Here is a 22489-nt window from a genome sequence, read left to right as displayed (position 1 = left end):
CGGTTGTCTCCGCAGAAACCGTGTCCGCAGCAGCCGCAGGCAGAGACGATCGATGGAGCTTTGAGGACGATGAGCGAGACGACCAACGCTGCCGAAATGGCAGCGCCGCACCGCTATACGGCCGCGCTGGCCGCCGACATCGAGGCACGCTGGCAGGACTTCTGGGACTCGGAGGGGACCTACGAGGCGCCCAACCCGAGCGGTGACCTGGGCGGTGACGCGGAGCTGATCGCCCGCCCCAAGAAGTTCATCATGGACATGTTCCCGTACCCGTCGGGCGCGGGCCTGCACGTCGGCCACCCGCTGGGCTACATCGCCACCGACGTCTACGCCCGCTTCCACCGGATGACGGGCCACAACGTCCTGCACACCCTGGGCTTCGACGCCTTCGGCCTGCCCGCCGAGCAGTACGCCGTCCAGACCGGCACGCACCCCCGGGTCTCCACCGAGGCCAACATCGTCACCATGAAGGCGCAGCTGCGCCGCCTGGGCCTGGGCCACGACCAGCGCCGCTCGATCGAGACGATCGACCCGGCCTACTACAAGTGGACCCAGTGGATCTTCCTGCAGATCTTCAACTCCTGGTACGACCCGGACGCCGACGCGGCACGCCCGATCGACACCCTGGTCGCGCAGTTCGAGGCCGGCACCCGGCAGACCCCCGACGGCCGGGCCTGGAACGAGCTGACCTCCCTGGAGCGCGCCAACGTCCTGGGCGAGTACCGCCTGGCCTACGCCTCGGACGCGCCCGTGAACTGGTGCCCCGGGCTGGGCACCGTGCTGGCCAATGAGGAGGTCACCGCCGACGGCCGGTCCGAGCGCGGCAACTTCCCGGTCTTCAAGGCCAAGCTGCGCCAGTGGAACATGCGGATCACCGCCTACGCCGACCGGCTGCTGAACGACCTGGACGCGCTGGACTGGCCGGAGGCCATCAAGCTGCAGCAGCGCAACTGGATCGGCCGCTCCGAGGGCGCGCGGGTCGACTTCCCGGTGGGCGACGACAAGATCACCGTGTTCACCACCCGCCAGGACACCCTGTTCGGCGCGACGTACATGGTGCTGGCCCCGGAACACCCGCTGATCGCGGCCTCCGAGAACGGCACCGGCTCCCTGGTGCCGGACGCCTGGCCCGAGGGCACCCACGAGGTGTGGACCGGCGGGCACGCCACCCCGGCCGACGCGGTCGCCGCGTACCGCAAGCAGGCCGCCGCCAAGTCGGACATCGAGCGGCAGGCCGAGGCCAAGGACAAGACCGGCGTCTTCACCGGCGTGTACGCCACCAACCCGGTCAGCGGCGAGCGGGTCCCGGTCTTCATCGCGGACTACGTCCTGATGGGCTACGGCACCGGCGCGATCATGGCGGTCCCGGCGCACGACACCCGCGACTTCGCCTTCGCCCGCGCCTTCGAGCTGCCGATGCGCTGCGTCGTGGAGCCGTCCGACGGCCGTGGCACCGACCCCTCGGCCTGGGACGACGCGTTCTCCTCCTACGACGCGAAGATCATCAACTCGTCCGACTCGGAGATCTCGCTGGACGGCCTGGGCGTGGCCGAGGCCAAGGCGAAGATCACCGACTGGCTGGCCGCCAAGGGCATCGGCGAGGGCACCGTCAACTTCCGGCTGCGCGACTGGCTGTTCAGCCGGCAGCGCTACTGGGGCGAGCCGTTCCCGATCGTCTACGACGAGGACGGCGTGGCGCACGCGCTGCCCGAGTCGATGCTGCCGCTGGAACTGCCCGAGGTCGACGACTACTCGCCGCGCACCTTCGACCCGGACGACGCCGACACCCAGCCCGAGACCCCGCTGTCCCGCAACGAGGACTGGGTCGACGTCGAGCTGGACCTGGGCGACGGCGCGGGCGTCAAGCGCTACCGCCGCGAGACCAACACCATGCCGAACTGGGCGGGTTCGTGCTGGTACGAGATGCGCTACCTGGACCCGAACAACGCCGACGCGCTGGTCGAGCCGGGCATCGAGCAGTACTGGATGGGGCCGCGCGAGGGCCAGCCGCACGGCGGTGTCGACCTGTATGTGGGCGGCGCGGAACATGCCGTACTGCACCTGCTGTACGCCCGTTTCTGGTCCAAGGTGCTGTACGACCTGGGGCACGTCTCGTCCCGTGAACCGTTCCACAAGCTGTACAACCAGGGCATGATCCAGGCCTTCGTGTACCGGGACAGCCGCGGTATCGCCGTCCCCGCCGCCGAGGTCGAGGAGCGCGACGGCGCCTACTACTACCAGGGCGACAAGGTCAGCCGCGTCCTGGGCAAGATGGGCAAGTCCCTGAAGAACGCCGTCACTCCGGACGAGATCTGCGCCGAGTTCGGCGCGGACACGCTGCGGCTGTACGAGATGGCCATGGGCCCGCTGGACGTGTCCCGCCCGTGGGACACCCGCGCGGTCGTCGGCCAGTACCGCCTGCTGCAGCGCCTGTGGCGCAACGTCGTGGACGAGGCGACCGGCGAGGTCACCGTCGTCGACGCCGAGCCGGACGAGGCCACGCTGCGCGCGCTGCACAAGGCGATCGACGGCGTCACCCAGGACATGGCGAACCTGCGCTTCAACACCGCCATCGCCAAGGTGACCGAGCTGAACAACCACCTGACCAAGGTGGGCGGCCCGGTCTCGCGCACCGTCGCGGAGCGGCTGGTGCTGCTGGTCGCCCCGCTGGCGCCGCATATCGCCGAGGAGCTGTGGCGCAGGCTGGGCCACACCGAGACCGTGGTGCACGCGGACTTCCCGGTGGCCGATCCCGCGTACGTCGTCGACGAGACCGTGACCTGCGTCGTGCAGATCAAGGGCAAGGTCAAGGCGCGCCTGGAGGTCGCCCCGTCGATCTCCGACGCGGACCTGGAGGCGGCCGCGCTGGCCGAGCCCGCCGTGGTCGCCGCGCTGGGCGGCGCGGGCATCCGGAAGGTGATCGTCCGGGCGCCGAAGCTGGTCAACATCGTCCCGGCATAGCGGCCGGGCCGCGCCGCGACGGCGCGTCGGCAGCCGTACACACGAGGTATAGGGGCTTTCCCCTACGGGCAGGTTGGGGGTTCCAAGGGAACCCCTGACCTGCCCGAGCCGTTTACCGTGGAGGAACAGGGCACCGGTGCCGAACCGGCCCTGCCGACACCTCTGGGGGACGCCCATGGAAGCCGTAGTCGCCATCCTCGGGCTGCTCTTCGTGCTGTTCGTCGCGGCGGGGGTGTTCGTCACGGTCAAGGCCGCACAGGCGGCCAAGCGCGGCGTGGACCGTACGGTCGCCCAGGCCCGCAGAACCGTCGAGGACACCAGCCTCCGGGCCCGGCAGTACACCCAGCCCGGCGTGACCGGCGAGCTGGCCCAGCTGCGGCTCTCGCTGCGTACGTCCATGCGGGCCACCCAGGAGGTGCTGCGCACCGGCTCCCAGGAGGACGCCTCGCTCAGCGAGTCCCTGAGCCTGTTCGAGCGGCTCAGCGCCCACGGCCATGAGCTGGACGACGAGCTCAGGCGGCTGGAACGGGAGCCCGACAGGGCCACCATCGCCGCCCGGCTGCCGGACCTCCGGGAGCGCACGGAGCGGATCACCCACTCCGCCGAGTCGCTGCGCTGGGCGGCGCGCGACCGGGCGCGGAAGTTCGCCGACGACGATCTGGCGGCGCTGAGCGACCAGATCGACGTGGAGGCCGGGGCGCTGCGGCACTGGACGCGGGAGCCGGTGGCGGAGCCGTCGGGATCATCCGCGCGGGAAACAGCCGGGGAGTGGCCGGCGGACGCGGCCGCGGCGGCTCCCGGTGGTGGCACGCGGCCGGGGACCGGCGCCGATGCCGCCGGCGGCCGGGCCTCCCGCGGGCCCGCGGGCGAGCAGCCGGCCGGCGACCAGACGCCGGCGATCACCGCCAAGGACCCGCGCACCCAGCCGTCCTACCCGTGGCAGAAGGCCCCGAGGACGGAGGGCACGCCACCCTGAGGACGCGACGGGACGTGACGGGAGCGGGGGAGGGGTGGGGCGGGGGCGGGGCCCCCGGGGAGAGGCTCTCCACGACACCCCCGCCGGGCACTTGGCAGAGCCTTGGTCAAACCTGGAGGATCGTGGGGTGGGGCCCGCACTGTCGGGCGTAGGGACGGCCGGATAACCTCCCTGTCATGTCCCGCCATGTCGCGATCGTCACCGATTCCACGGCCTACCTGCCGCGGGCGGCGATCGAGCGCCACCGCATCACGGTTGTACCGCTGACCGTCGTCCTGGGGGACCAGGCCCTTGAAGAGGGCACCGAGATCTCCGCGAGATCCCTCGCCCAGGCGCTGCAGAAGCACCGGCCGGTGACGACCTCCCGGCCCAGCCCCGAGACCTTCGCGGAGACCTATCGCACGGTCGCGGCGGACGGCGCGACCAGCATCATCTCCCTCCACCTCACCTCGGAGTTCTCCGGCACCTATGACGCCGCGGTGCTCGCGGCCAAGGACGCACCGGTTCCGGTACGCGTCGTGGACACCGGGATGGTCGCGATGGCCCTCGGCTTCTGCGCCCTCGCGGCGGCGGAGACGACGGAGGCCGGCGGGGACCTCGACGAGGCGGTGGCGGCCGCCGAGAAGCGTGCCGCCGGCACCTCCGCCTACTTCTACGTCGACACCCTCGACTATCTGCGCCGCGGCGGCCGGATAGGCGCGGCACAGGCACTGCTCGGCTCGGCGCTCGCCGTCAAACCGATCCTTCAACTGGCCGACGGGCGGATCGAACTGCGGGAGAAGGTCCGTACGGCGTCCAAGGCCATCGCACGGCTGGAGGAGATCGCCGCGGAGCGGGCCGGCGAGGGCCAGGTCGACATCGCGGTGCACCATCTCGCGGCGGCCGAGCGGGCGGACGCGCTGGCCCAGCGGCTGCGAGACCGGGTGCCGGGACTGAACGAGCTGCATGTGAGCGAGGTGGGCGCGGTCATCGGCGCACACACCGGGCCGGGGCTGCTGGGGGCCGTGGTGTCGCCGCGGTGAGAGGGCGCTTCCGAGTGCCCTGTGGGTGACGGAGTTATCCACAACTGGCCGGCCATCCACGGAAATTGAGGCCGCTCGGCGAGATCGGCGTGCGGTGCCTACCGTCGATCGCATGACTTCTCGATCAGGTTCTGTGGCCCCGTCGGTTTCCTTGGACCCGGTTTCCTCGGACCCGGCTTCCTTGGACCCGGCGGACTCAGCCGCTTCCGCACCGTCGTCGACGCCGGCTTCTTCAGCGGCTCCGGCACCCTCGCCGCGCCCACCGGCGTCCCCCGCTCCTGCCACCTCTTTCCCTCCGGGCGCACTCTCTGGCTCCTCGATTCGGGCGGGAGCCGCGAGTACGGGGCCAGGCCGGGCCGCCGGCTCCGACGCGCGGGTTCGCCATCGTCAGCTGGAGCGGGCGCGTCGGCTCCGGCTCGGGGCGCGGCGTGCCGAACGGCGGCGGGACACCGCGGCGGCGGCGCGGGCACGGGCCGCCGCGCTCTGCGCCGATGGGAACAACAGCTCCGGCGCCGGAGCGGTCACCCCCGCCGCCCCTTCCCGCCCCTTCGATCCGCCTGAAGCACCCGACCCACCGCATCGGCAACACGGCCCGCCGGGTGCGCGGCGCTGGGAGCGGGCCCGCCTGGCAGTGCGCGAACGGCTTCCGGTGTGGGTGCAGTTACGGTGCGGCACCGACCCGAAGGCACTGGCCGCGCTGGTCGTGGTGCTGCTGGTGGCCGCGGGCTTCGCCGTCCACCACTTCTGGGTCGCACGCCCCGAACAGGTGCGTGCCCCCGCGGCCGAACGCGGCGTGGCGGCGCCCGGCCCCGACAGCAGGTCGCCTTCGTCGCCGGCGTCGTTGTCGTCGCCGGCCTCCGTGGCGAACGGTCCGCCGGGCGGCGCGGTGCGACAGCTGGTCGTCGATGTCACCGGCAAGGTCCGCAACCCCGGAATTCACCGGCTGCCTCCGGGGTCCCGGGTGACCGACGCACTACGGGCCGCGGGCGGCGTGCTGCGCGGTGCGAACCTCCGTGGGCTGAACCGGGCACGGATGCTGGCCGACGGTGAGCAGATCGTTGTCGGAGCGGAGGGAGCCCCGGAGACCGGTGGCGGTACGGGGGCGGGTGCGACCGTGGCCGGGGAATCGGCCAACGGTCCGTCAGGCGCAGGAGGCGCGCCGAGCGGGCCGGTCAGCCTCAGTACGGCGACCGAGCAGCAACTGGACACCCTGCCCGGAGTCGGGCCCGTACTCGCCCGGCACATCATCGAATTCCGCACTCAGCACGGCGGGTTCGCCTCGGTGGACCAGCTCCGTCAGGTGACCGGAATCGGTGATCGCCGGTTCGCCGATCTGCGTCCTCTGGTGCAGCCATGACCGCCATGACCACCGCCCGAGCCACGGTGCATGCCTCGGCGGCGTCACCGTACGGAGCCTCGGACCCGCGCCAGGAGGGCCCCGCCGATCTACGGCTGGTCGCCCCCGCGCTGGCGGCCTGGGCGGCCGCGGCGATCGCTCTGGGAGTCCCTGGCGGCGGGGTGGCGGCGGTCTGTGCCGTGGCCGTCGTGCTGGCGGCTCTCGTGTGGGCTGTGGCGCGGCGCAGGGCGGAGCGTGCAGCGGCGCCCGAGGCCGCGGGCGTCGCCGGGCGGGCGCCTGCGCCGCGGCGGCCCGCGGCACCCGGCGTCTGGTCGGCCGGTGCGCTGGCCGCCCTCGCGGCGGTGCTGCTCTGTGCCGCGGCGGGGGCCGCGTCCGCGGCGCTGCATGCGGCGGATCTGCGGCGAGGCCCGCTGCCCGTATGGTCACAGCGGTATGCCCGGATGACGGTCGACCTGGAGGTGACCGGCGATCCACGGCTGACCCGGCCCAGGGTGCGCGGATCCCAACGGACGCCCCCGGCGCTGGTGTTCACCGCCGACACCGTACGCGTGACCGCACCGGACGGCGCGGTCACGGCCGCCCGTACGCCGGTCCTGGTCGTCGTCCAGCAGCACCGCGGCGACCGCGCAGCGGGGGCAGGGCGGGGCACCGGGGCAGATTCGGCAGCCACACCACCGGGTCCGCACCTCCGCGATCAGGACCGCGGCGGGCTGTCCGCTGCATGGCGCGGACTGCTGCCGTCGACCCGGATCCGTATGGTGGCCCGCTCCGCACCGCCGATGTCGACCGGCGACCAGGTAGCCGCGGTCCTCCGGACCACCGCCGAGGCGCCGCCGCTGAAGATCGGCCCACCATCCGCCCTTCAGCAGCTGGCCGGAAGCCTGCGCGCCGGGCTCAGGGAGGCCACCGACACCCTGCGTCCCGATGCCCGAGCGCTGCTGCCCGGCCTAGTCGTGGGGGACACCTCACGGGTGCCGCCGGACCTCGACGACGCCTTCCGCGCCACCGACCTGACGCATCTGCTCGCCGTATCCGGCAGCAATCTGACGATCGTGCTCGCCCTGCTGATCGGCCCGCCCCATCTCGCGGTACGTGCCGAACGCCGCGGGCTGGCACCGCGCCTGGGCCTGTCGCTGCGCAGCACCGCCCTCATCGGCGGCGCGCTCGCCCTCGTCTTCGTGGTGGTGTGCCGCCCGGACCCGAGCGTGCTGCGGGCCGCCGCCTGCGGGCTGATCACGCTGCTGGCGATCGGTTCCGGACGCCGCCGCTCGCTGCTTCCCGCGCTCGCCGCCGCGGTCCTGCTCCTGATCCTCTACGACCCCTGGCTGGCCCGCAGTTACGGCTTTCTGCTCTCCGTCCTGGCCACGGGCGCGCTGCTCCTGCTCGCCCCACGGTGGAGCGCCGCCCTGCAGCGCCGCGGGATGCCGCCCCGCCTCGCCGAGGTGATCGCCGCCGCGGCCGCCGCGCAGGCGATCTGCGCACCCGTCGGGGCGGTGATCGCCGCCCGCGTCGGGCTGGTCGCGGTGCCCTGCAACCTGCTGGCCGAACTGGCCGTCGCGCCCGCGACCGTCCTCGGCTTCGCGGCCCTCGCCGCGGCCCCGGTCGCCCCGCCGGCCGCCCAGGCGCTGGCCTGGTGCGCGGGCTGGCCCGCCGAGTGGATCGCCGGCATCGCCCGTACGGGGGCCGCGCTGCCGGGTGCGGAGTTCGACTGGCCGGGCGGCTGGACGGGCGGGCTGCTGCTGGCCGCCGCCACCCTCGCCCTGGTGCTGGTGGGCCGCAGGTTGTCCCGCCGCCCGTGGCTGTGCGTGGTCTGCGCACTGGCCCTGGTTCTGGCGATCTGGAGCCCGGCCCCCTTCACTCGAGTTCTCACCGGGTGGCCGCCGCCCGGATGGCGGGCAGTGGTCTGCGACGTGGGGCAGGGGGACGGGCTGGTCCTGTCGGCCGGGGACGGTACGGCACTGGTGGTGGACACCGGCCCCGAGCCCCGCGCCATCGACCGCTGCCTCACCGACCTGGGCGTTCGCCGTATCCCGCTGCTCGTCCTGACACATTTCCACGCCGACCATGTGGACGGGCTCCCCGGGGCGCTACGCGGCCGGACGGTCGGCGCGATCGAGACCACCACCCTGCAGGAGCCGCCGGGCCAGGCCGAGTTCGTACGCCATACGGCCGCGGCCGCCCGGGTGCCGGTCATCCGCGCGGCATCGGGTGAGCGGCGCCGTCTCGGGCCGCTGGCCTGGGAAGTCCTCTGGCCGCCGGCCCCTGTGGCCCCCGGGGCGTCGGCCCCCACACCCCCGTCACCCGCAGATTACGGCCCCAACGACGCCAGCATCACCCTGCTCGTCCGTACCGGTGGGCTCACCCTCCTGCTGCTGGGTGACCTCGAACCACCCGCCCAGCAGGCCCTGTTGGCCGCTCACCCGGAGCTGGCCGCCGTAGACGTCCTCAAGGTGGCGCACCACGGCTCCGCCTATCAGGATCCCGGGCTGATGCGCAGGCTGGCACCGCGCCTGGCGCTCGTCTCAGCCGGTGCCGACAACCCGTATGGCCATCCGGCCTCCCGCACCATCGGAGCGCTGCGCGCCCAGGGCGCCGGGGTGCTGCGCACGGACACCGATGGCGCCATCGCGGTGCTCGGTACCCGGGAGCGGCTCTCCGCGACGGTCAGCGGCCACCGGGCCACAGGGCGCCGACGCACGCGCCGTCGAAACACAGGCCACCCCGTCGAAGCCGGTCACCCCAGGGCCGGCGGACGGTGTCCGACAGGCCCTGTCGGTCGGCGCAGGGCACGTGCCCGTACGTCCGCGCGACCGCGGCGGCCACCAGCCCGGCCGCGGACGACCAGAGGTCCGTCTGCCGCCGCCGTCATGGGGGCCGTCTCAGGGAGACGGCCGTTCACTCCGCCTCCCGCCACCCCTCGTACTCCGCCGCGAGCGCGTCCAGGTGCGCCGGGTCGTGGGCGGCGTCCGGGTCCTCGACGACCACCAGCCACTGGGCATCCTCCGCGTCGTCCTCACCGGCCAGCGCGTCGCGTACGAGCTGGGGTTCCTCGGCGAGGCCGCACCGCTCGACCAGGGTCTCGGCCAGCTCCTCCGCCGCGTCGCGGTCGGGCAGCACCAGGACGTGTCGCAGGTGGTGTCGTACGTGTTGTGCATCGCTCACCGGACCATTGTCCGGCACCGGGACGACGGTCCGAGCGGCGGTCCGAGCGGGGGGTCCGAGCGGCAGCCCGGCGTGCCCACCGGCCCCGCCGCGGAGGTCTCTCCGGGGGCCACCCCAGAGACAGCCCGGGCGGCACTGTCAGTGGGCCGTGGGATGCTGGACCGCGATGGCCAGGAAGACAGCTAACGACGACCCGCTCGCCCCCGTCACGATCGCGGTGGGCCAGGAAGAACTGCTGCTGGATCGCGCCGTGCAGCAGGTGGTGGCGGCCGCCCGCGCGGCCGACGCGGACACCGACGTACGCGACCTCACCTCCGACCAGTTGCAGCCCGGTACCCTCGCCGAGCTGACCAGCCCCTCGCTCTTCGCCGAGCGCAAGGTCGTGGTGGTGCGCGGCGCCCAGGACCTCTCCGCGGACACCATCAAGGACGTCAAGGGATATCTCGGCGCGCCCGCCGAGGAGATCACCCTGGTGCTGCTGCACGCCGGAGCCGCCAAGGGCAAGGGCCTGCTGGACGCCGCCCGCAAGGCCGGTGCGCGCGAGGTGGCCTGCCCCAAGATGACGAAACCGGCCGACCGGCTGGCCTTCGTCCGGGGCGAGTTCCGCTCCCTCGGCCGCTCCGCGACACCGGAGGCATGCCAGTCCCTGGTCGATGCGATCGGCAGTGATCTGCGGGAGCTGGCCTCGGCGTGTTCGCAGCTGACCGCCGATGTCGAGGGCACGATCGACGAGGCCGTCGTCGGGCGCTACTACACGGGCCGCGCCGAGGCGTCGAGCTTCACGGTCGCGGACCGCGCCGTGGAGGGCCGGGCCGCCGAGGCTCTGGAGGCGCTGCGCTGGGCGATGTCCACCGGCGTCGCCCCCGTCCTGATCACCAGCGCGCTCGCCCAGGGTGTGCGCGCCATCGGCAAGCTGGCCTCCGCTCCGCGCGGCGCCCGCCCCGGCGACCTCGCCCGCGATCTGGGCATGCCGCCGTGGAAGATCGACCGGGTGCGGCAGCAGATGCGCGGCTGGACGGCGGACGGTGTCGCGACGGCGCTGCTGGCGGTTGCCGAGGCCGACGCGGGCGTCAAGGGCGGCGGGGACGACCCCGAATACGCCCTGGAGAAGGCCGTAGTGGCGATCGCCCGCGCGGCACGCTCCCGCTCCCGCTAACCGGCCAGACGAGCCGAGCCCACCCGTAACGCCGATGCCGAGCTCACCCGCAACCCCGAGCCGAGCTCACCCGTAACTCCCGGCTGGCGCGCAACCTCTGGCGAACACATAACCCCTAGGGGATGTTCGAACAGATCCCCTAGGGGATGCGAGGGCCCCCTGCGGGTCCACAACGCAAGGCCGCCCGGCGGTATTCCGCCCATTCCGCCAGCGCGCCATCCGAACCGTCATCGTGCCCGCGACCGTGAGCGCGCCTCCGACCGTCATCTCGCCCCGACCCTCAGCGTGCCCCCGATGTCCGGAGCTGCTTCAGGGTCTCCGTGGCGCTGCTCTTCAGCATGGTCGCCACCTCGGTGGAGCTCGGTTGCTTGGTGGAGCCGCTGGTCGAGGTGTAGCTCGACCAGGTCGACTGGTACGTCATCCAGCCGTCGCGGACGCCGAGGATCACATACGAGCTGCCGCTGCTGCCGTTCTCCTTCCGCGTCACCAGAAAAGCCTCGTCGCCGAGGCCCGCCACCGGCTCGACCGTGTAGCCGCCCGAGACGTCCTGCTTCTCGTACGCGCGGTAGCCGTCCGCGAACTCCGGCTCCGGATCGGTCTTTTTGTGCAGCGTGGCGGTGCTGTAGACGAAGGTCGAGGAGTAGTCGGAGCTGCTCGCTTTCTCCTGCTCCATCGAGATGTCGCACCACATGGTGTCCATCGACTTCTCCTGGGCGCCGCTGTGCCTCGGATTGGGGTCCTTCGAGGCCGTGCCGGTGTACTGCTTCGGCTTGTAGTGGGCGTCCTTGAAGGCCGTCAGCGAGGTGGCCGCGCAGAGATCGCTGGTGTACGAGTAGCCCGCGAGGTCGGGGCTGGGCTCGGAGGAGAAGGCCCCGGCGGCGAACATCACGGAGGCCCACACCGCGGAGGCGGCGACCGCACCACCGACCGCCCACAGCCAGCCGGACGCGCCCCGGCCCGGGGCTGCCCCGGGAGAGCCCGGCGCCGCCAGGGGGGTGCTTGGTGTGCCCACCGCCGGATAGCCGTATCCGCCGCCTCCGTGTGACGGGGGCTGCTGCGCGTACGGATTCTGCTGCGCGGGCGCAGGGGCGGGCAGCTGTCCGTACGGATTGGACTGTGGCTGCGGCTGTGGCTGCGCGTAGGGATTGTTCGGGTCCCCCGATATGGACATGTTCGCTCCCCCGAGACGGATATTCCCGAAGGTTAGCGGACCCGGATGGAAGCTCAACCACGACGGAAAACGAAAAACCCCGCCCGCCCCCGGGGAATGGGGGCGGGCGGGGCCTTCGTACAACGTGTTCGCGGCGCCGGGGCGGGGTCCGTGGGATCCGCCGGCCGGGCCGGGTGCGCCGCACCCGCGTGGCGAACGCAGGCCGTGTGCGGCGCGGTGGTGCATCGGTCAGGGAGCGGAGAGAGGGGCCGCTGAGTCCCCGACCGCAGGGGTGGACCGTCCGGAGACGGGCCGAGGGATGGACCGAACGGTGGACCAGGTGGATCGCAACGTAGATCGAATGGTCCGGCTCAGGTCCGGGTCCTGCAGGTCAGGCGAAGGTTCAGCCCTTGAGGGACGCGACCTTCTTCGCCAGCGCCGACTTCTTGTTGGCGGCGGCGTTCTTGTGGATGACACCCTTGCTGACGGCCTTGTCGAGCTTCTGGGCCGCCACGGCCTGGGCGGCGGTGGCCTTCTGCAGGTCGCCGGCCTCGATGGCCTCGCGGGTGCGACGGATCGAGGTCTTCAGAGCGGACTTGACAGCCTTGTTGCGCTGACGAGCCTTCTCGTTGGTCTTGATCCGCTTCATCTGGGACTTGATGTTCGCCACGAAAGAGCCTTTTCAGGTTCGTTGGAGTTTCGAGTTGCGCCCCGTACCGAGACCCCCTACAGGGACCCGTGTGGAGACCCGTACTGAGAGAGGGCACGAAGCGCAGTGGACCAGGCTACCAGCAGGGTCTTCGGCCTCCCAAACCGGGCCGGACCTGCCGCCGGACCCGCCCCGGGCCGGCCGCCGGAACACCGCCTGCGCCGCCCTCGGCGCCGCCCAAACCGGACCGCGGACGCCGCGCATGGGACCATAGGGGGAGACATCACATACGAGTCCCGCCTACCCGCGTTCACTGAATGGACCCTGCGTGCCCGCGACCCCTACGAACGTGCCGGAGCCGAGCCGTACCGACCCGGCTCTCCTCCGTAACTTCTGCATCATCGCGCACATCGACCACGGCAAGTCGACGCTCGCCGACCGGATGCTCCAGCTGACCGGCGTCGTCGACCAGCGGCAGATGCGCGCGCAGTACCTCGACCGCATGGACATCGAGCGCGAGCGCGGCATCACGATCAAGTCCCAGGCGGTCCGGCTGCCCTGGAGCCCCAGCGAGGGCGAAGAGGCCAGTGGCACCACCCACATCCTCAACATGATCGACACCCCGGGCCACGTCGACTTCACCTACGAGGTGTCCCGCTCGCTCGCCGCGTGCGAGGGCTGCATCCTGCTCGTCGACGCAGCTCAGGGCATCGAGGCGCAGACCCTCGCCAACCTCTACCTGGCGATGGAGAACGACCTCACGATCATCCCCGTCCTCAACAAGATCGACCTGCCGGCCGCGCAGCCCGAGAAGTTCGCCGCCGAGCTGGCGAACCTCGTCGGCTGCGACCCCGAGGACGTCCTGAAGGTCTCCGCCAAGACCGGCGTCGGTGTCCCCGAGCTGCTGGACAAGGTCGTCCGCGAGGTACCGCCCCCGGTCGGCGTCAAGGACAGCCCCGCCCGCGCGATGATCTTCGACTCGGTCTACGACGCCTACCGCGGCGTGGTGACGTACGTGAAGGTCGTCGACGGCACGCTGAGCAAGCGTGAGCGGATCAAGATGATGTCCACGGGCGCGGCTCACGAGCTGCTGGAGATCGGGACGAACTCGCCGGAGATGAAGGCGGCCGACGGTCTTTCCGTCGGTGAGGTCGGCTATCTGATCACCGGTGTGAAGGACGTCCGCCAGTCCAAGGTCGGCGACACCATCACCCAGCTCAGCAAGGGTGCCCAGGAGGCGCTCGGCGGCTACAAGGACCCGAAGCCGATGGTGTTCTCGGGCCTGTATCCGCTGGACGGCTCGGACTACCCGGAGCTGCGCGAGGCGCTGGACAAGCTCCAGCTCAACGACGCCGCGCTGGTCTACGAGCCGGAGACCTCCGCCGCCCTCGGCTTCGGCTTCCGCGTCGGCTTCCTCGGTCTGCTGCACCTCGAGGTCATCCGCGAGCGCCTGGAGCGCGAGTTCGGCCTCGATCTGATCGCCACCGCGCCCAACGTGGTCTACCGGGTGGACATGGAGGACGGTGCCGAGCACATCGTCACCAACCCCAGCGAGTTCCCGATCGGCAAGATCGACAAGGTGCACGAGCCGGTCGTACGGGCCACGATCCTGGCGCCGAGCGAGTTCATCGGCGCGATCATGGAGCTGTGCCAGAACCGCCGCGGCACGCTGCTCGGCATGGACTACCTCTCCGAGGACCGGGTCGAGATCCGCTACACCCTGCCGCTCGCCGAGGTCGTCTTCGACTTCTTCGACCAGTTGAAGTCGAAGACCCGCGGCTATGCGTCGCTGGACTACGAGCCCACCGGTGAGCAGACGTCCGACCTGGTCAAGGTCGACATCCTGCTGCACGGCGACAAGGTCGACGCGTTCTCCGCGATCACCCACAAGGACAAGGCGTACGCCTACGGTGTGCGGCTGGTCGCCAAGCTTCGTGAGCTGATCCCGCGGCAGAACTTCGAGGTGCCGATCCAGGCCGCCATCGGCAGCCGGGTCATCGCCCGTGAGACGGTCCGCGCCATCCGCAAGGACGTCCTCGCCAAGTGCTACGGCGGTGACATCTCCCGTAAGCGGAAGCTGCTGGAGAAGCAGAAGGAAGGCAAGAAGCGGATGAAGATGGTCGGCAACGTGGAGGTCCCGCAGGAGGCCTTCATCGCGGTGCTGTCCTCGGACTCCGAAGGCGACGCCAAGGCGAAGAAGTAGAAGTAGCCGAAGCGGAACCAGCAGAAGTAACCGGGCGGTAAGGCGAGGAAGCCGCCCAACAGCGAGCCGAAGCGGCGACCCGCGCCAATCGGTACGCGTCGGCGCAGAGCAGGGCGTCGGTCCCCATGGGGCCGGCGCCCTGTCGGCTGTCCGGGTGGGTGCCGCGGCGGATACGGAGCGTGGCGTGGCCGGCGCTGTACCGTCCGTATTACTGGTGTGGCCTGCGGGTTTGTGTGTGGTCGAGCTCTCTGCGGGGTGGCGCGTGTGTCACATACACCTATCGCACTGGTCACATCGTGAACGAGTCGGCCGCAGCCCCTTACGCGGCGGCGAAACGCGCTCTACTCTGATCACTGCTCAAAGGTTACTCGCGAGTCACCAGCAACGAAGCGGGCCCCGGAGGATGCCGTGACGGACACCCACACGCTGATCGAAAGCCGGCCGCCCTCGGTGGCGAACCTCTTCCTGGAGCGGGTCGCGGCCACTCCCGATATCGAGGCCTACCGGTATCCCGTCCCATCCGCCTCGGGCAGCGGCCCGGACGACTGGAAGGCGCTCTCCTGGGCCCAGGCCGCGGAGCGGGTCTACGCCGCCGCTGCCGGCCTGATCGCCCTGGGCGTGCAGCCCGAGGAGCGGGTGGCGCTGGCCGCCAACACCCGCGTCGACTGGATCCTCGCCGACCTCGGTGTGCTGTGCTCCGGCGCCGCCACCACCACCGTCTACCCCAGCACCAACGCCGAGGAGACGGCCTACATCCTGGCCGACTCCGGCAGCCGGGTGCTGATCGCGGAGGACGCCGGACAGCTCGCCAAGGCCCGTGAGAAGCGCGCCGAACTGCCCGATCTGGCGCATGTCGTCGTCATCGAGGAGGCCGACGCGCAGCCCGCAGAGGGCGACCCGGAGGGCTGGGTCCTCTCGCTCGCCGAGCTGGAGCGGCTCGGCGCCGACCATCTGGAGAAGAACCCGGGCTGTGTGAAGGAGCGGGTCGCCGCGCTGCGCGCCGACCAGCTGGCGACGGTGATCTACACCTCCGGGACCACCGGCCGCCCCAAGGGCGTACGGCTGCCGCACGACAACTGGTCGTACATGGCCCGCGCGATCGAGGCGACCGGGATGGTCGCCGAGGAGGACGTGCAGTACCTGTGGCTGCCGCTGGCGCATGTCTTCGGCAAGGTGCTCACCGCGGGGCAGATCGCGGTCGGGCATGTGATCGCCGTGGACGGCCGGGTCGACAAGATCATCGAGAATCTGCCGGTGGTGCGGCCGACCTACATGGCGGCGGTGCCGCGGATCTTCGAGAAGGTCTACAACGGTGTCGCGGCCAAGGCACGGGCGGGCGGCGGCGCCAAGTACAAAATCTTCCAGTGGGCGGCCGGCGTGGCCCGCGAGTACGCCAAGGTCTCGCAGGACAACTTCAAGCGCACCGGCAGCACCTCGGTGCCATTCGCGCTCGGCGCCAAGCACAAGATCGCCGACACGCTCGTCTACGGCAAGCTGCGCGAGGCGTTCGGCGGCCGGCTGCGCGCCGCGGTCTCCGGCTCCGCCGCGCTTTCGCCGGAGATCGGCTACTTCTTCGCCGGCGCCGGCATCCACATCCTGGAGGGCTACGGCCTGACGGAGTCCAGCGCCGCCAGCTTCGTCAACCCCGGCGAGTCGTACCGCACCGGAACGGTCGGCAAGCCGCTGCCCGGCACCGAGGTGCGGATCGCCGAGGACGGCGAGATCCTGCTGCGCGGCCCCGGCATCATGGAGGGCTACCACGGCCTGCCGGAGAAGACCTCCGAGGTCCTGGAGCCGGACGGCTGGTTCCACACCGGTGACATCGGCGAACTGTCCGCGGACGGCTTCCTGCGGATCACCGACCGCAAGAAGGACCTGATCAAGACCTCGGGCGGCAAGTACATCGCGCCGGCCGAGGTGGAGGGCCAGTTCAAGGCGGTCTGCCCGTTCGTCTCCAATGTGCTGGTGCACGGCGCCAACCGGAACTTCTGCACCGCGCTGATCGCCCTCGACGAGCCGACGATCATGGGCTGGGCGAAGGAGCACGGCCTGGAGGGCAGGACCTACGCCGAGGTCGTCGCCACCGACCAGGTCCGTGCGCTGGTCGACGGCTATGTCGAGCGGGTCAACGAGGGTCTGCAGCGCTGGCAGCAGATCCGCAAGTTCCGGCTGCTGCCGCGTGACCTGGACATCGAGCACGGCGAGGTGACGCCCAGCCTCAAGGTCAAGCGACCGGTCGTGGAGCGGGCGTTCAAGGACCTGCTGGACGAGATGTACGCGGGGTCGCGGGAGGCGTGACGCACGGCGCGGGCCGGACCGGAAGGAACGCAGAACCTCCCGGTCCGCGGCTCGCGGGTCCGTCGTACGGGGCGGCGCGGAGCGGAGGGAGCCGCTCTCGCGCCGCCCCGTAGGCGTGTTCCGGTGCGTGCAGATGTTCTGCACGGTGCCCCTGTGTGCGGGTGAGGTACCGACCATGCCGCCCCGCGCGTCGGCCAACTGCCATGGCGCGTCGGCCTAATCCTCCGCCGCGGCTACCCACTTCGGTGACTCGTCGCTTATGGCCGCCCTCTGTCTGTCACTCTGTCCGTGGCGCATCCGGCGCTGTAGCGGAGCTGCTCGGGAGTTGGTCAATGAGGACGACAACTTCGGTTCAACGGGACGACGTCGCGAGAACGGCGGCCGGCGGCCGCTCCCTGCGGGCCGGCCTGCCCGGGGACCCGCGGGCCGCCGCCTCCGCCCGGCAGTTCGTCCGGGCCGCGTTCGCCGACTGGACCGCCCAGGGGCTGCCCGGCGCCGAAGGCCTCACCGACCGCCTCGTGGACGAAGCGGTGCTGCTGGTCAGCGAGTTGGTCACCAACGCCGTGGTGCACGCCGGCACCGCCGTCGAACTGTGCTGCCGGCTGGAGGAGCCGGTGCACCAGCCGGGCCTTGGGGCGTACCCGGACAGCGACAAGGACCCCGGCCTGCCACCGGGCGCGACCGACCCCGACGACAGCTCACGGCCCGGCGTCGTCATCGAGGTCTCCGACCACCACTCCGCACGCCCGGTGCGCAGCCACGAGACCTCCGACGGCGGCTCGGTCTCGGAAAGCGGCGGGCACGGCCTGCAGCTGGTCGGCGCGGTCGCCGAATCCTGGGGCATCACCTACCGCCGCGCCATGAAGACGGTGTGGTTCCGGCTGTCCGCGGGCGCCCCGGAGGGCGGCGTACGGCCCGAGCTGGAAGCCGACTTCGACAGCCAGATGCTGCGGCACGGACTGCGGGCCGCCGAACTCCTCGCCCCGGCACCGCGCCGCGCCACCCGCCACGACGCCGACACCGACTGGCTCCACCAGGGCGCCCTCTCCTTCCTCGCCGAAGCCTCCGACCTGCTCTCCGGCCAGCTCGACGCCGACCAGGTCGCCTCCCTCGCCGCCCAGCTGACGGTGCCGCGGCTCGCCGACTGGTGCGCGGTGTGGCTGTACGACGGCGACGGCGGCGCGCCCGGACGCGGGATAGCCGCGGACGGCGACGCCCAGCGGCTCGCCCGCGTTTGGCACTCCAACGAGAGCCGGATCGATTCGCTGCGCACCGCCCTGGAGAAGCAGCCGCCGGCACGCCCGGACGGCGCGCCGGCCGGCGCGTGCAGCACCCCCACGGCCGCCCCCTGGCCCTGGCCGCACGAACCGGGCGGATACGAGTCCGGCGGCGCCGCCCTGGCCTGCCCCCTGGTGGCCGGCGGCCGCCGGCTCGGCACACTGCTGCTCGGCCGGGCCGGCCTGCTGCGCTTCCCCGACGAGGTCCTCGGCCTCATCGAGGACCTCTGCCGCCGGGTCGCCCGCGCCGTGGCCACCGCCCGCGCCTACAGCCGCCAGGAGCGCATCAGCCAGGTCCTCCAGCGCAGGCTGCTGCCCCGGGGCCGCGCCCTGGTGCCCGGCGTGGAGTCGGCGGTCGTCTACGAACCGCGCGAGGGAGCCTGGGCGGGCGGCGACTTCTGGGACCTGTTCGACGCCGGCGACGGCCGCTGGTGCTTCGCCCTCGGCGACGTCTGCGGCAGCGGCCCCGAGGCGGCCGCGGTGACCGGCCTGGCCCGGCCCGTGCTGCGGCTGCTGGCCCGCGACGGCTTCGGCGTCTCGGAGGTGCTCGACCGGCTCAACAAGACGATGGCCCGGGAGGCGGCGGACTCCGTCGCGGCCGTCGCGGCGGCCGTCGCGGCGGCCGGCGCCGGGGCGGAAGCGCCCGTCGAGATCCGCGACGAGGGCGAACAGGCCCGCTTCCTGTCCCTCCTCTACGGCGAGATCGTCCCGTACGGCGGCTCCGGCGGCGCCCGCTGCACCCTCGCCAGCGCCGGCCATCCGCTGCCGCTGGTGCTCGGCGTCGACGGCGCCGTCCGGGTCGTCGCGGCGCCGCAGATGCTGCTGGGCGTCGTCGAGGACGCCTCGTACGTCAGCGAGTCCTTCGACCTCTGCCCCGGCGAGACGCTGCTGTGCGTCACGGACGGGGTGACCGAGCGCCGCTCGGGACGGCACCAGTTCGACGACGAGGACGGCCTGGCCAAGGCCCTCGCCCAGGCTGCCGGACTCGGCGCCACCGCCATCGCCGACCACATCCGCAACGCCGTCCACGCCTTCGCCCCGAACCCGCCGGACGACGACCTGGCCCTGCTGGTCCTCCAGACGGCGGCGGAAGCGCCGTAAGGCCCGTCCGGCGAGGGATCCGGTCCGGCGCCGCATGACGGACAATGGACCCCATGCCTTCCGCACTGCCTGATGGTGAGCCGATGCCCGACGACGGGGCGCTGCCCGGCCATGCGCTGACGGGTGCCGCCGAACGGCCCCTCGGCTTCTATCTGCACGTGCCGTACTGCGCCACCCGCTGCGGCTACTGCGATTTCAACACCTACACCGCCGGCGAGCTGCGCGGCTCCGGCGGTGCGCTCGCCTCCCGGGACAACTACGCCGACACCGTCGTGGCGGAGATCCGGCTCGCCCGCAAGGTGCTCGGCGACGACCCGCGCCCCATCGAGACGGTCTTCGTGGGCGGCGGCACGCCCACCCTCCTGCCCGCCGCCGACCTCGGCCGGATGCTGGCCGCCCTCCGCGACGAGTTCGGCCTGGCACCGCACGCCGAGATCACCACCGAGGCCAACCCGGAATCCGTCGACCCGCGCTACCTCGCCGAGCTGCGCGCGGGCGGCTTCAACCGGGTCTCCTTCGGCATGCAGAGCGCCCGCCGGCACGTCCTCAAGATCCTCGACCGCACGCACACCCCGGGCCGCCCCGAGGCGTGCGTCGCGGAAGCCCGCGCGGCCGGTTTCGACCACGTCAACCTCGACCTGATCTACGGCACACCGGGCGAGAGCGACGACGACTGGCGCGCGTCCCTGGACGCGGCGATCGGCGCCGGCCCCGACCACGTCTCCGCCTACGCCCTGATCGTCGAGGAGGGCACCCAGCTGGCCCGCCGCATCCGCCGCGGCGAGGTCCCCATGACCGACGACGACGTACACGCCGACCGCTATCTCATCGCCGACGAACGCCTCGCCGCGGCCGGCTTCACCTGGTACGAGGTCTCCAACTGGGCCACCACCCAGGCCGCCCGCTGCCGCCACAACGAGCTCTACTGGACCGGCGCCGACTGGTGGGGCGCGGGCCCCGGCGCACACAGCCACATCGGCGGCGTGCGCTGGTGGAACGTCAAGCACCCCGGCGCCTACGCCCAGGCCCTGACCGAGGGCCGCTCCCCGGGCGCCGGCCGCGAGATCCTCCCCGACGAGGACCGCCGCGTCGAACGCATCCTCCTGGAACTCCGCCTGGCGGACGGCTGCCCGCTGGCCCTCCTCGCCCCGGCGGGTGCCCGCGCCGCGGCCCGCGCCCTGGCGGACGGGCTGCTGGAGCCCGGCCCGTACGAGAACGGCCGGGCCGTACTGACACTGCGCGGACGGCTGCTCGCGGACGCGGTGGTGCGCGACCTGGTGGACTGACCACCGACCGCGCCCGGCGGCCCGCCCGCCGGCACCGGCCCGGCGGCTAGCCGCCGATCTCCGGCGCCGTGACGAAATCGATCAGTTCCTCCACCCTCCCCAACAGCGCCGGCTCCAGATCCCGGTACGACCGCACCCCGGACAGGATCCGCTGCCAGGCCGCGCCCGTGTTCTCCGGCCAGCGCAGCGCGCGGCACACACCCGTCTTCCAGTCCTGGCCGCGCGGCACGGACGGCCAGGCCGGGATGCCGACGGACGCCGGCTTCACGGCCTCCCAGACATCGATGTACGGATGGCCGACGACCAGCACATTCGCGTCCGTGACCGACGCCGCGATACGGGACTCCTTCGAACCGGGCACCAGGTGGTCGACCAGGACGCCGAGCCGGGCGTCCGGGCCGGGCGAGAAGGAACGGACGATCGCCGGAAGGTCGTCGATGCCCTCCAGGTACTCCACGACGACGCCCTCGATCCGCAGGTCGTCGCCCCAGACCCGCTCCACCAGCTCCGCGTCGTGCCGGCCCTCCACGTAGATACGGCCGGCCCGCGCGACCCGGGCCCGCGCACCGGGGACGGCCAGCGAGCCGGAGGCGGTGCGCCGCGGCCCCTGCTGCTGCGGAGCCGGCGGCCGTACGAGGGTGACGACCTTGCCCTCCAGGAGGAAGCCGCGCGGTGCCATGGGGAAGACCCGGTGTTTGCCGAAGCGGTCCTCCAGCGTCACGGTCGGCCCCTGGGCGGTCTTCTCGCAGCGGATCACGGCCCCGCAGAAGCCCGTGGTGACCTCCTCGACCACGAGATCCGGCTCGGCCGCCACCTCGGGCGCCGGCCGCTGCTTCTTCCAGGGCGGGGTGAGATCGGGGCTGTAACGCTTGCTGTGCATGGCGGCGGGACCTGTTTCTCGGGGCTGGCGACTTCGGCTGGGGGCCCGGGAGCTGTGTTCCCCCGGGCGTGTGCAGCCGGTCGGGGACCGGGTGCGGGGACGCGAAGGACGGTAGGACGACTGGGCCGATCAGGCGCGGGACACGCCGAAGCGGGCGGCCAGCGCGTCGCGTTGCTCACGGACGAACCGGGCATTCACCACGGCGCCGTGCCCCGGTACGTACACCGCGTCCGCACCACCGAGGGCCAGCAGCCGGTCCAGGGCCGCCGGCCACTGGTGCGGCAGCGCGTCGCCGCCCGCCTGGGGTTCGCCGGACTCCTCGACCAGGTCGCCGCAGAAGACGATCTCCGGGTCGCCGCCCCGGCCCGGCACCAGAACGGCCAGGTCATGGGCCGTATGCCCGGGACCCACGTTGGCGAGCAGCACCGGACGGCCACCGAGATCGACGGTCAGCTCGCCATGGACGTGGTGATGCGGGCGGACCACCAGATCGGCCGCCTCCGCGGCGGCATCCGGCTCGACACCGTGCCGCACCGCGCTCCGCCGCAGCTCCTCGCGGTCGCGCTCCAGCAGCTCGGCCAGGCCGGCCGCGCCGAACACCTTCACCCCCGCGAACGCGGCGGTGCCCAGCACATGATCGAAATGCGGATGGGTGAGAGCGACATGCGTCACTTCCCGGCCCAGCACCCCGCGGATCGCGCGCCGCAGATCCGCGCCGTCCCGGATGCTCGCACCGGTGTCGACGATCATCACTCCGGTCTCTCCGGCGATGACCCCGATCGTCTCGTCCCAGCCCGGCATCCGGCGCCGCGCGACACCGTCACCGAGCCGTTCCCAGCCGGCCTCTTCCCAACCGGCGTTTTCCCCAGCAGTGTGCATACCGAGACGCTAGCTCTCCCGCGATAGCGTTGCCCGACGATTGCCCCCGTGGAACGGCTGTTCACGGCCCGGGGGCAGGTAGCCGGCCGGTCCCTGGGCAGGTACGGGATACGGCCGCTCTTGCCGTGGCCG

Annotated in this window: 14 protein-coding genes and 1 pseudogene; 10 read left to right on the top strand and 5 right to left on the bottom strand. The window is 72.3% G+C overall.

Annotated features, from left to right (window positions below; genetic code table 11):
- Positions 1–69 precede the first annotated feature (69 nt).
- The 5 genes and pseudogenes from FCH28_RS10795 to FCH28_RS10775 all read left to right on the top strand — a co-directional run.
- The gene (locus FCH28_RS10795) at positions 70–2961 is read left to right on the top strand and encodes a leucine--tRNA ligase (protein WP_136739594.1); all 2892 of its coding nucleotides are present in this window, start codon (positions 70–72) and stop codon (positions 2959–2961) included.
- Positions 2962–3136: 175 nt separating this feature from the next.
- The gene (locus FCH28_RS10790) at positions 3137–3937 is read left to right on the top strand and encodes a hypothetical protein (protein ID WP_136739593.1); all 801 of its coding nucleotides are present in this window, start codon (positions 3137–3139) and stop codon (positions 3935–3937) included.
- Between the two features lie 176 nt (positions 3938–4113).
- Positions 4114–4959 carry a DegV family protein gene (locus FCH28_RS10785; protein ID WP_136739592.1) on the top strand — a complete coding sequence of 282 codons (846 nt, stop codon included), beginning with the start codon at positions 4114–4116 and terminating at the stop codon, positions 4957–4959.
- 631 nt (positions 4960–5590) lie between these two features.
- The gene (locus FCH28_RS10780; protein ID WP_342781601.1) at positions 5591–6316 is read left to right on the top strand and encodes a ComEA family DNA-binding protein; all 726 of its coding nucleotides are present in this window, start codon (positions 5591–5593) and stop codon (positions 6314–6316) included.
- Positions 6313–8979, top strand: a pseudogene (locus FCH28_RS10775) (ComEC/Rec2 family competence protein); the annotation flags it as partial. The gene FCH28_RS10780 and the pseudogene FCH28_RS10775, both read left to right, overlap by 4 nt.
- A gap of 232 nt (positions 8980–9211) precedes the next feature.
- On the opposite strand, the gene FCH28_RS10770 reads toward FCH28_RS10775, so the two are convergent.
- A complete protein-coding gene (locus tag FCH28_RS10770; RefSeq protein WP_246102648.1) occupies positions 9212–9478 on the bottom strand; it encodes a hypothetical protein in 267 nt (88 codons plus the stop codon).
- 166 nt (positions 9479–9644) lie between these two features.
- Between FCH28_RS10770 and holA the strand changes: the two genes are divergently transcribed.
- Positions 9645–10634, top strand: a complete 990-nt coding sequence (gene holA, locus FCH28_RS10765) for a DNA polymerase III subunit delta (protein ID WP_136739591.1) — start codon at positions 9645–9647, stop codon at positions 10632–10634.
- A 280-nt stretch (positions 10635–10914) separates the two neighbouring features.
- Here the strand turns inward: holA and FCH28_RS10760 are convergent, their stop codons facing one another.
- Complete coding sequence (locus tag FCH28_RS10760) at positions 10915–11805, bottom strand: hypothetical protein (RefSeq protein ID WP_246102646.1); 891 nt, start codon at positions 11803–11805, stop codon at positions 10915–10917.
- Positions 11806–12187: 382 nt separating this feature from the next.
- Positions 12188–12454 carry a 30S ribosomal protein S20 gene (gene rpsT, locus FCH28_RS10755; protein ID WP_136739590.1) on the bottom strand — a complete coding sequence of 89 codons (267 nt, stop codon included), beginning with the start codon at positions 12452–12454 and terminating at the stop codon, positions 12188–12190.
- Between the two features lie 307 nt (positions 12455–12761).
- Between rpsT and lepA the strand changes: the two genes are divergently transcribed.
- From lepA to hemW, 4 genes are all read left to right on the top strand, one after another.
- Positions 12762–14636, top strand: coding sequence for a translation elongation factor 4 (gene lepA, locus FCH28_RS10750; protein WP_136739589.1), 1875 nt, complete (start codon positions 12762–12764; stop codon positions 14634–14636).
- Positions 14637–15044: 408 nt separating this feature from the next.
- On the top strand, positions 15045–16934 hold the full coding sequence (locus FCH28_RS10745) for an AMP-dependent synthetase/ligase (protein ID WP_136739588.1): 1890 nt from the start codon (positions 15045–15047) through the stop codon (positions 16932–16934).
- A 332-nt stretch (positions 16935–17266) separates the two neighbouring features.
- Positions 17267–19312 carry an ATP-binding SpoIIE family protein phosphatase gene (locus tag FCH28_RS10740; protein ID WP_136739587.1) on the top strand — a complete coding sequence of 682 codons (2046 nt, stop codon included), beginning with the start codon at positions 17267–17269 and terminating at the stop codon, positions 19310–19312.
- Positions 19313–19365: 53 nt separating this feature from the next.
- On the top strand, positions 19366–20598 hold the full coding sequence (gene hemW / locus FCH28_RS10735; protein ID WP_136739586.1) for a radical SAM family heme chaperone HemW: 1233 nt from the start codon (positions 19366–19368) through the stop codon (positions 20596–20598).
- 46 nt (positions 20599–20644) lie between these two features.
- Here the strand turns inward: hemW and FCH28_RS10730 are convergent, their stop codons facing one another.
- Together FCH28_RS10730 and FCH28_RS10725 are read right to left on the bottom strand one after the other, a co-directional pair.
- On the bottom strand, positions 20645–21478 hold the full coding sequence (locus FCH28_RS10730) for a DUF3097 domain-containing protein (RefSeq protein ID WP_136739585.1): 834 nt from the start codon (positions 21476–21478) through the stop codon (positions 20645–20647).
- 129 nt (positions 21479–21607) lie between these two features.
- Positions 21608–22357, bottom strand: a complete 750-nt coding sequence (locus FCH28_RS10725) for an MBL fold metallo-hydrolase (protein ID WP_187363804.1) — start codon at positions 22355–22357, stop codon at positions 21608–21610.
- Between the last annotated feature and the right edge of the window lie 132 nt (positions 22358–22489).

Source organism: Streptomyces piniterrae, from assembly GCF_005048155.1.
Classification (GTDB): Bacteria; Actinomycetota; Actinomycetes; order Streptomycetales; family Streptomycetaceae; genus Streptomyces; species Streptomyces piniterrae.
This window is presented reverse-complemented; position numbering and strand designations above follow the sequence as displayed.

Excerpts from the sequence above, each read along its gene's own strand:
- FCH28_RS10760 (WP_246102646.1), bottom strand. The coding sequence starts at position 11,805 with ATGTCCATATCGGGGGACCCGAACAATCCCTACGCGCAGCCACAGCCG.
- FCH28_RS10790 (WP_136739593.1), top strand. The coding sequence starts at position 3,137 with ATGGAAGCCGTAGTCGCCATCCTCGGGCTGCTCTTCGTGCTGTTCGTC.
- FCH28_RS10740 (WP_136739587.1), top strand. The coding sequence starts at position 17,267 with ATGAGGACGACAACTTCGGTTCAACGGGACGACGTCGCGAGAACGGCG.
- FCH28_RS10730 (WP_136739585.1), bottom strand. The coding sequence starts at position 21,478 with ATGCACAGCAAGCGTTACAGCCCCGATCTCACCCCGCCCTGGAAGAAG.
- hemW (WP_136739586.1), top strand. The coding sequence starts at position 19,366 with ATGCCTTCCGCACTGCCTGATGGTGAGCCGATGCCCGACGACGGGGCG.
- FCH28_RS10725 (WP_187363804.1), bottom strand. The coding sequence starts at position 22,357 with ATGCACACTGCTGGGGAAAACGCCGGTTGGGAAGAGGCCGGCTGGGAA.
- FCH28_RS10785 (WP_136739592.1), top strand. The coding sequence starts at position 4,114 with ATGTCCCGCCATGTCGCGATCGTCACCGATTCCACGGCCTACCTGCCG.
- FCH28_RS10795 (WP_136739594.1), top strand. The coding sequence starts at position 70 with ATGAGCGAGACGACCAACGCTGCCGAAATGGCAGCGCCGCACCGCTAT.
- holA (WP_136739591.1), top strand. The coding sequence starts at position 9,645 with ATGGCCAGGAAGACAGCTAACGACGACCCGCTCGCCCCCGTCACGATC.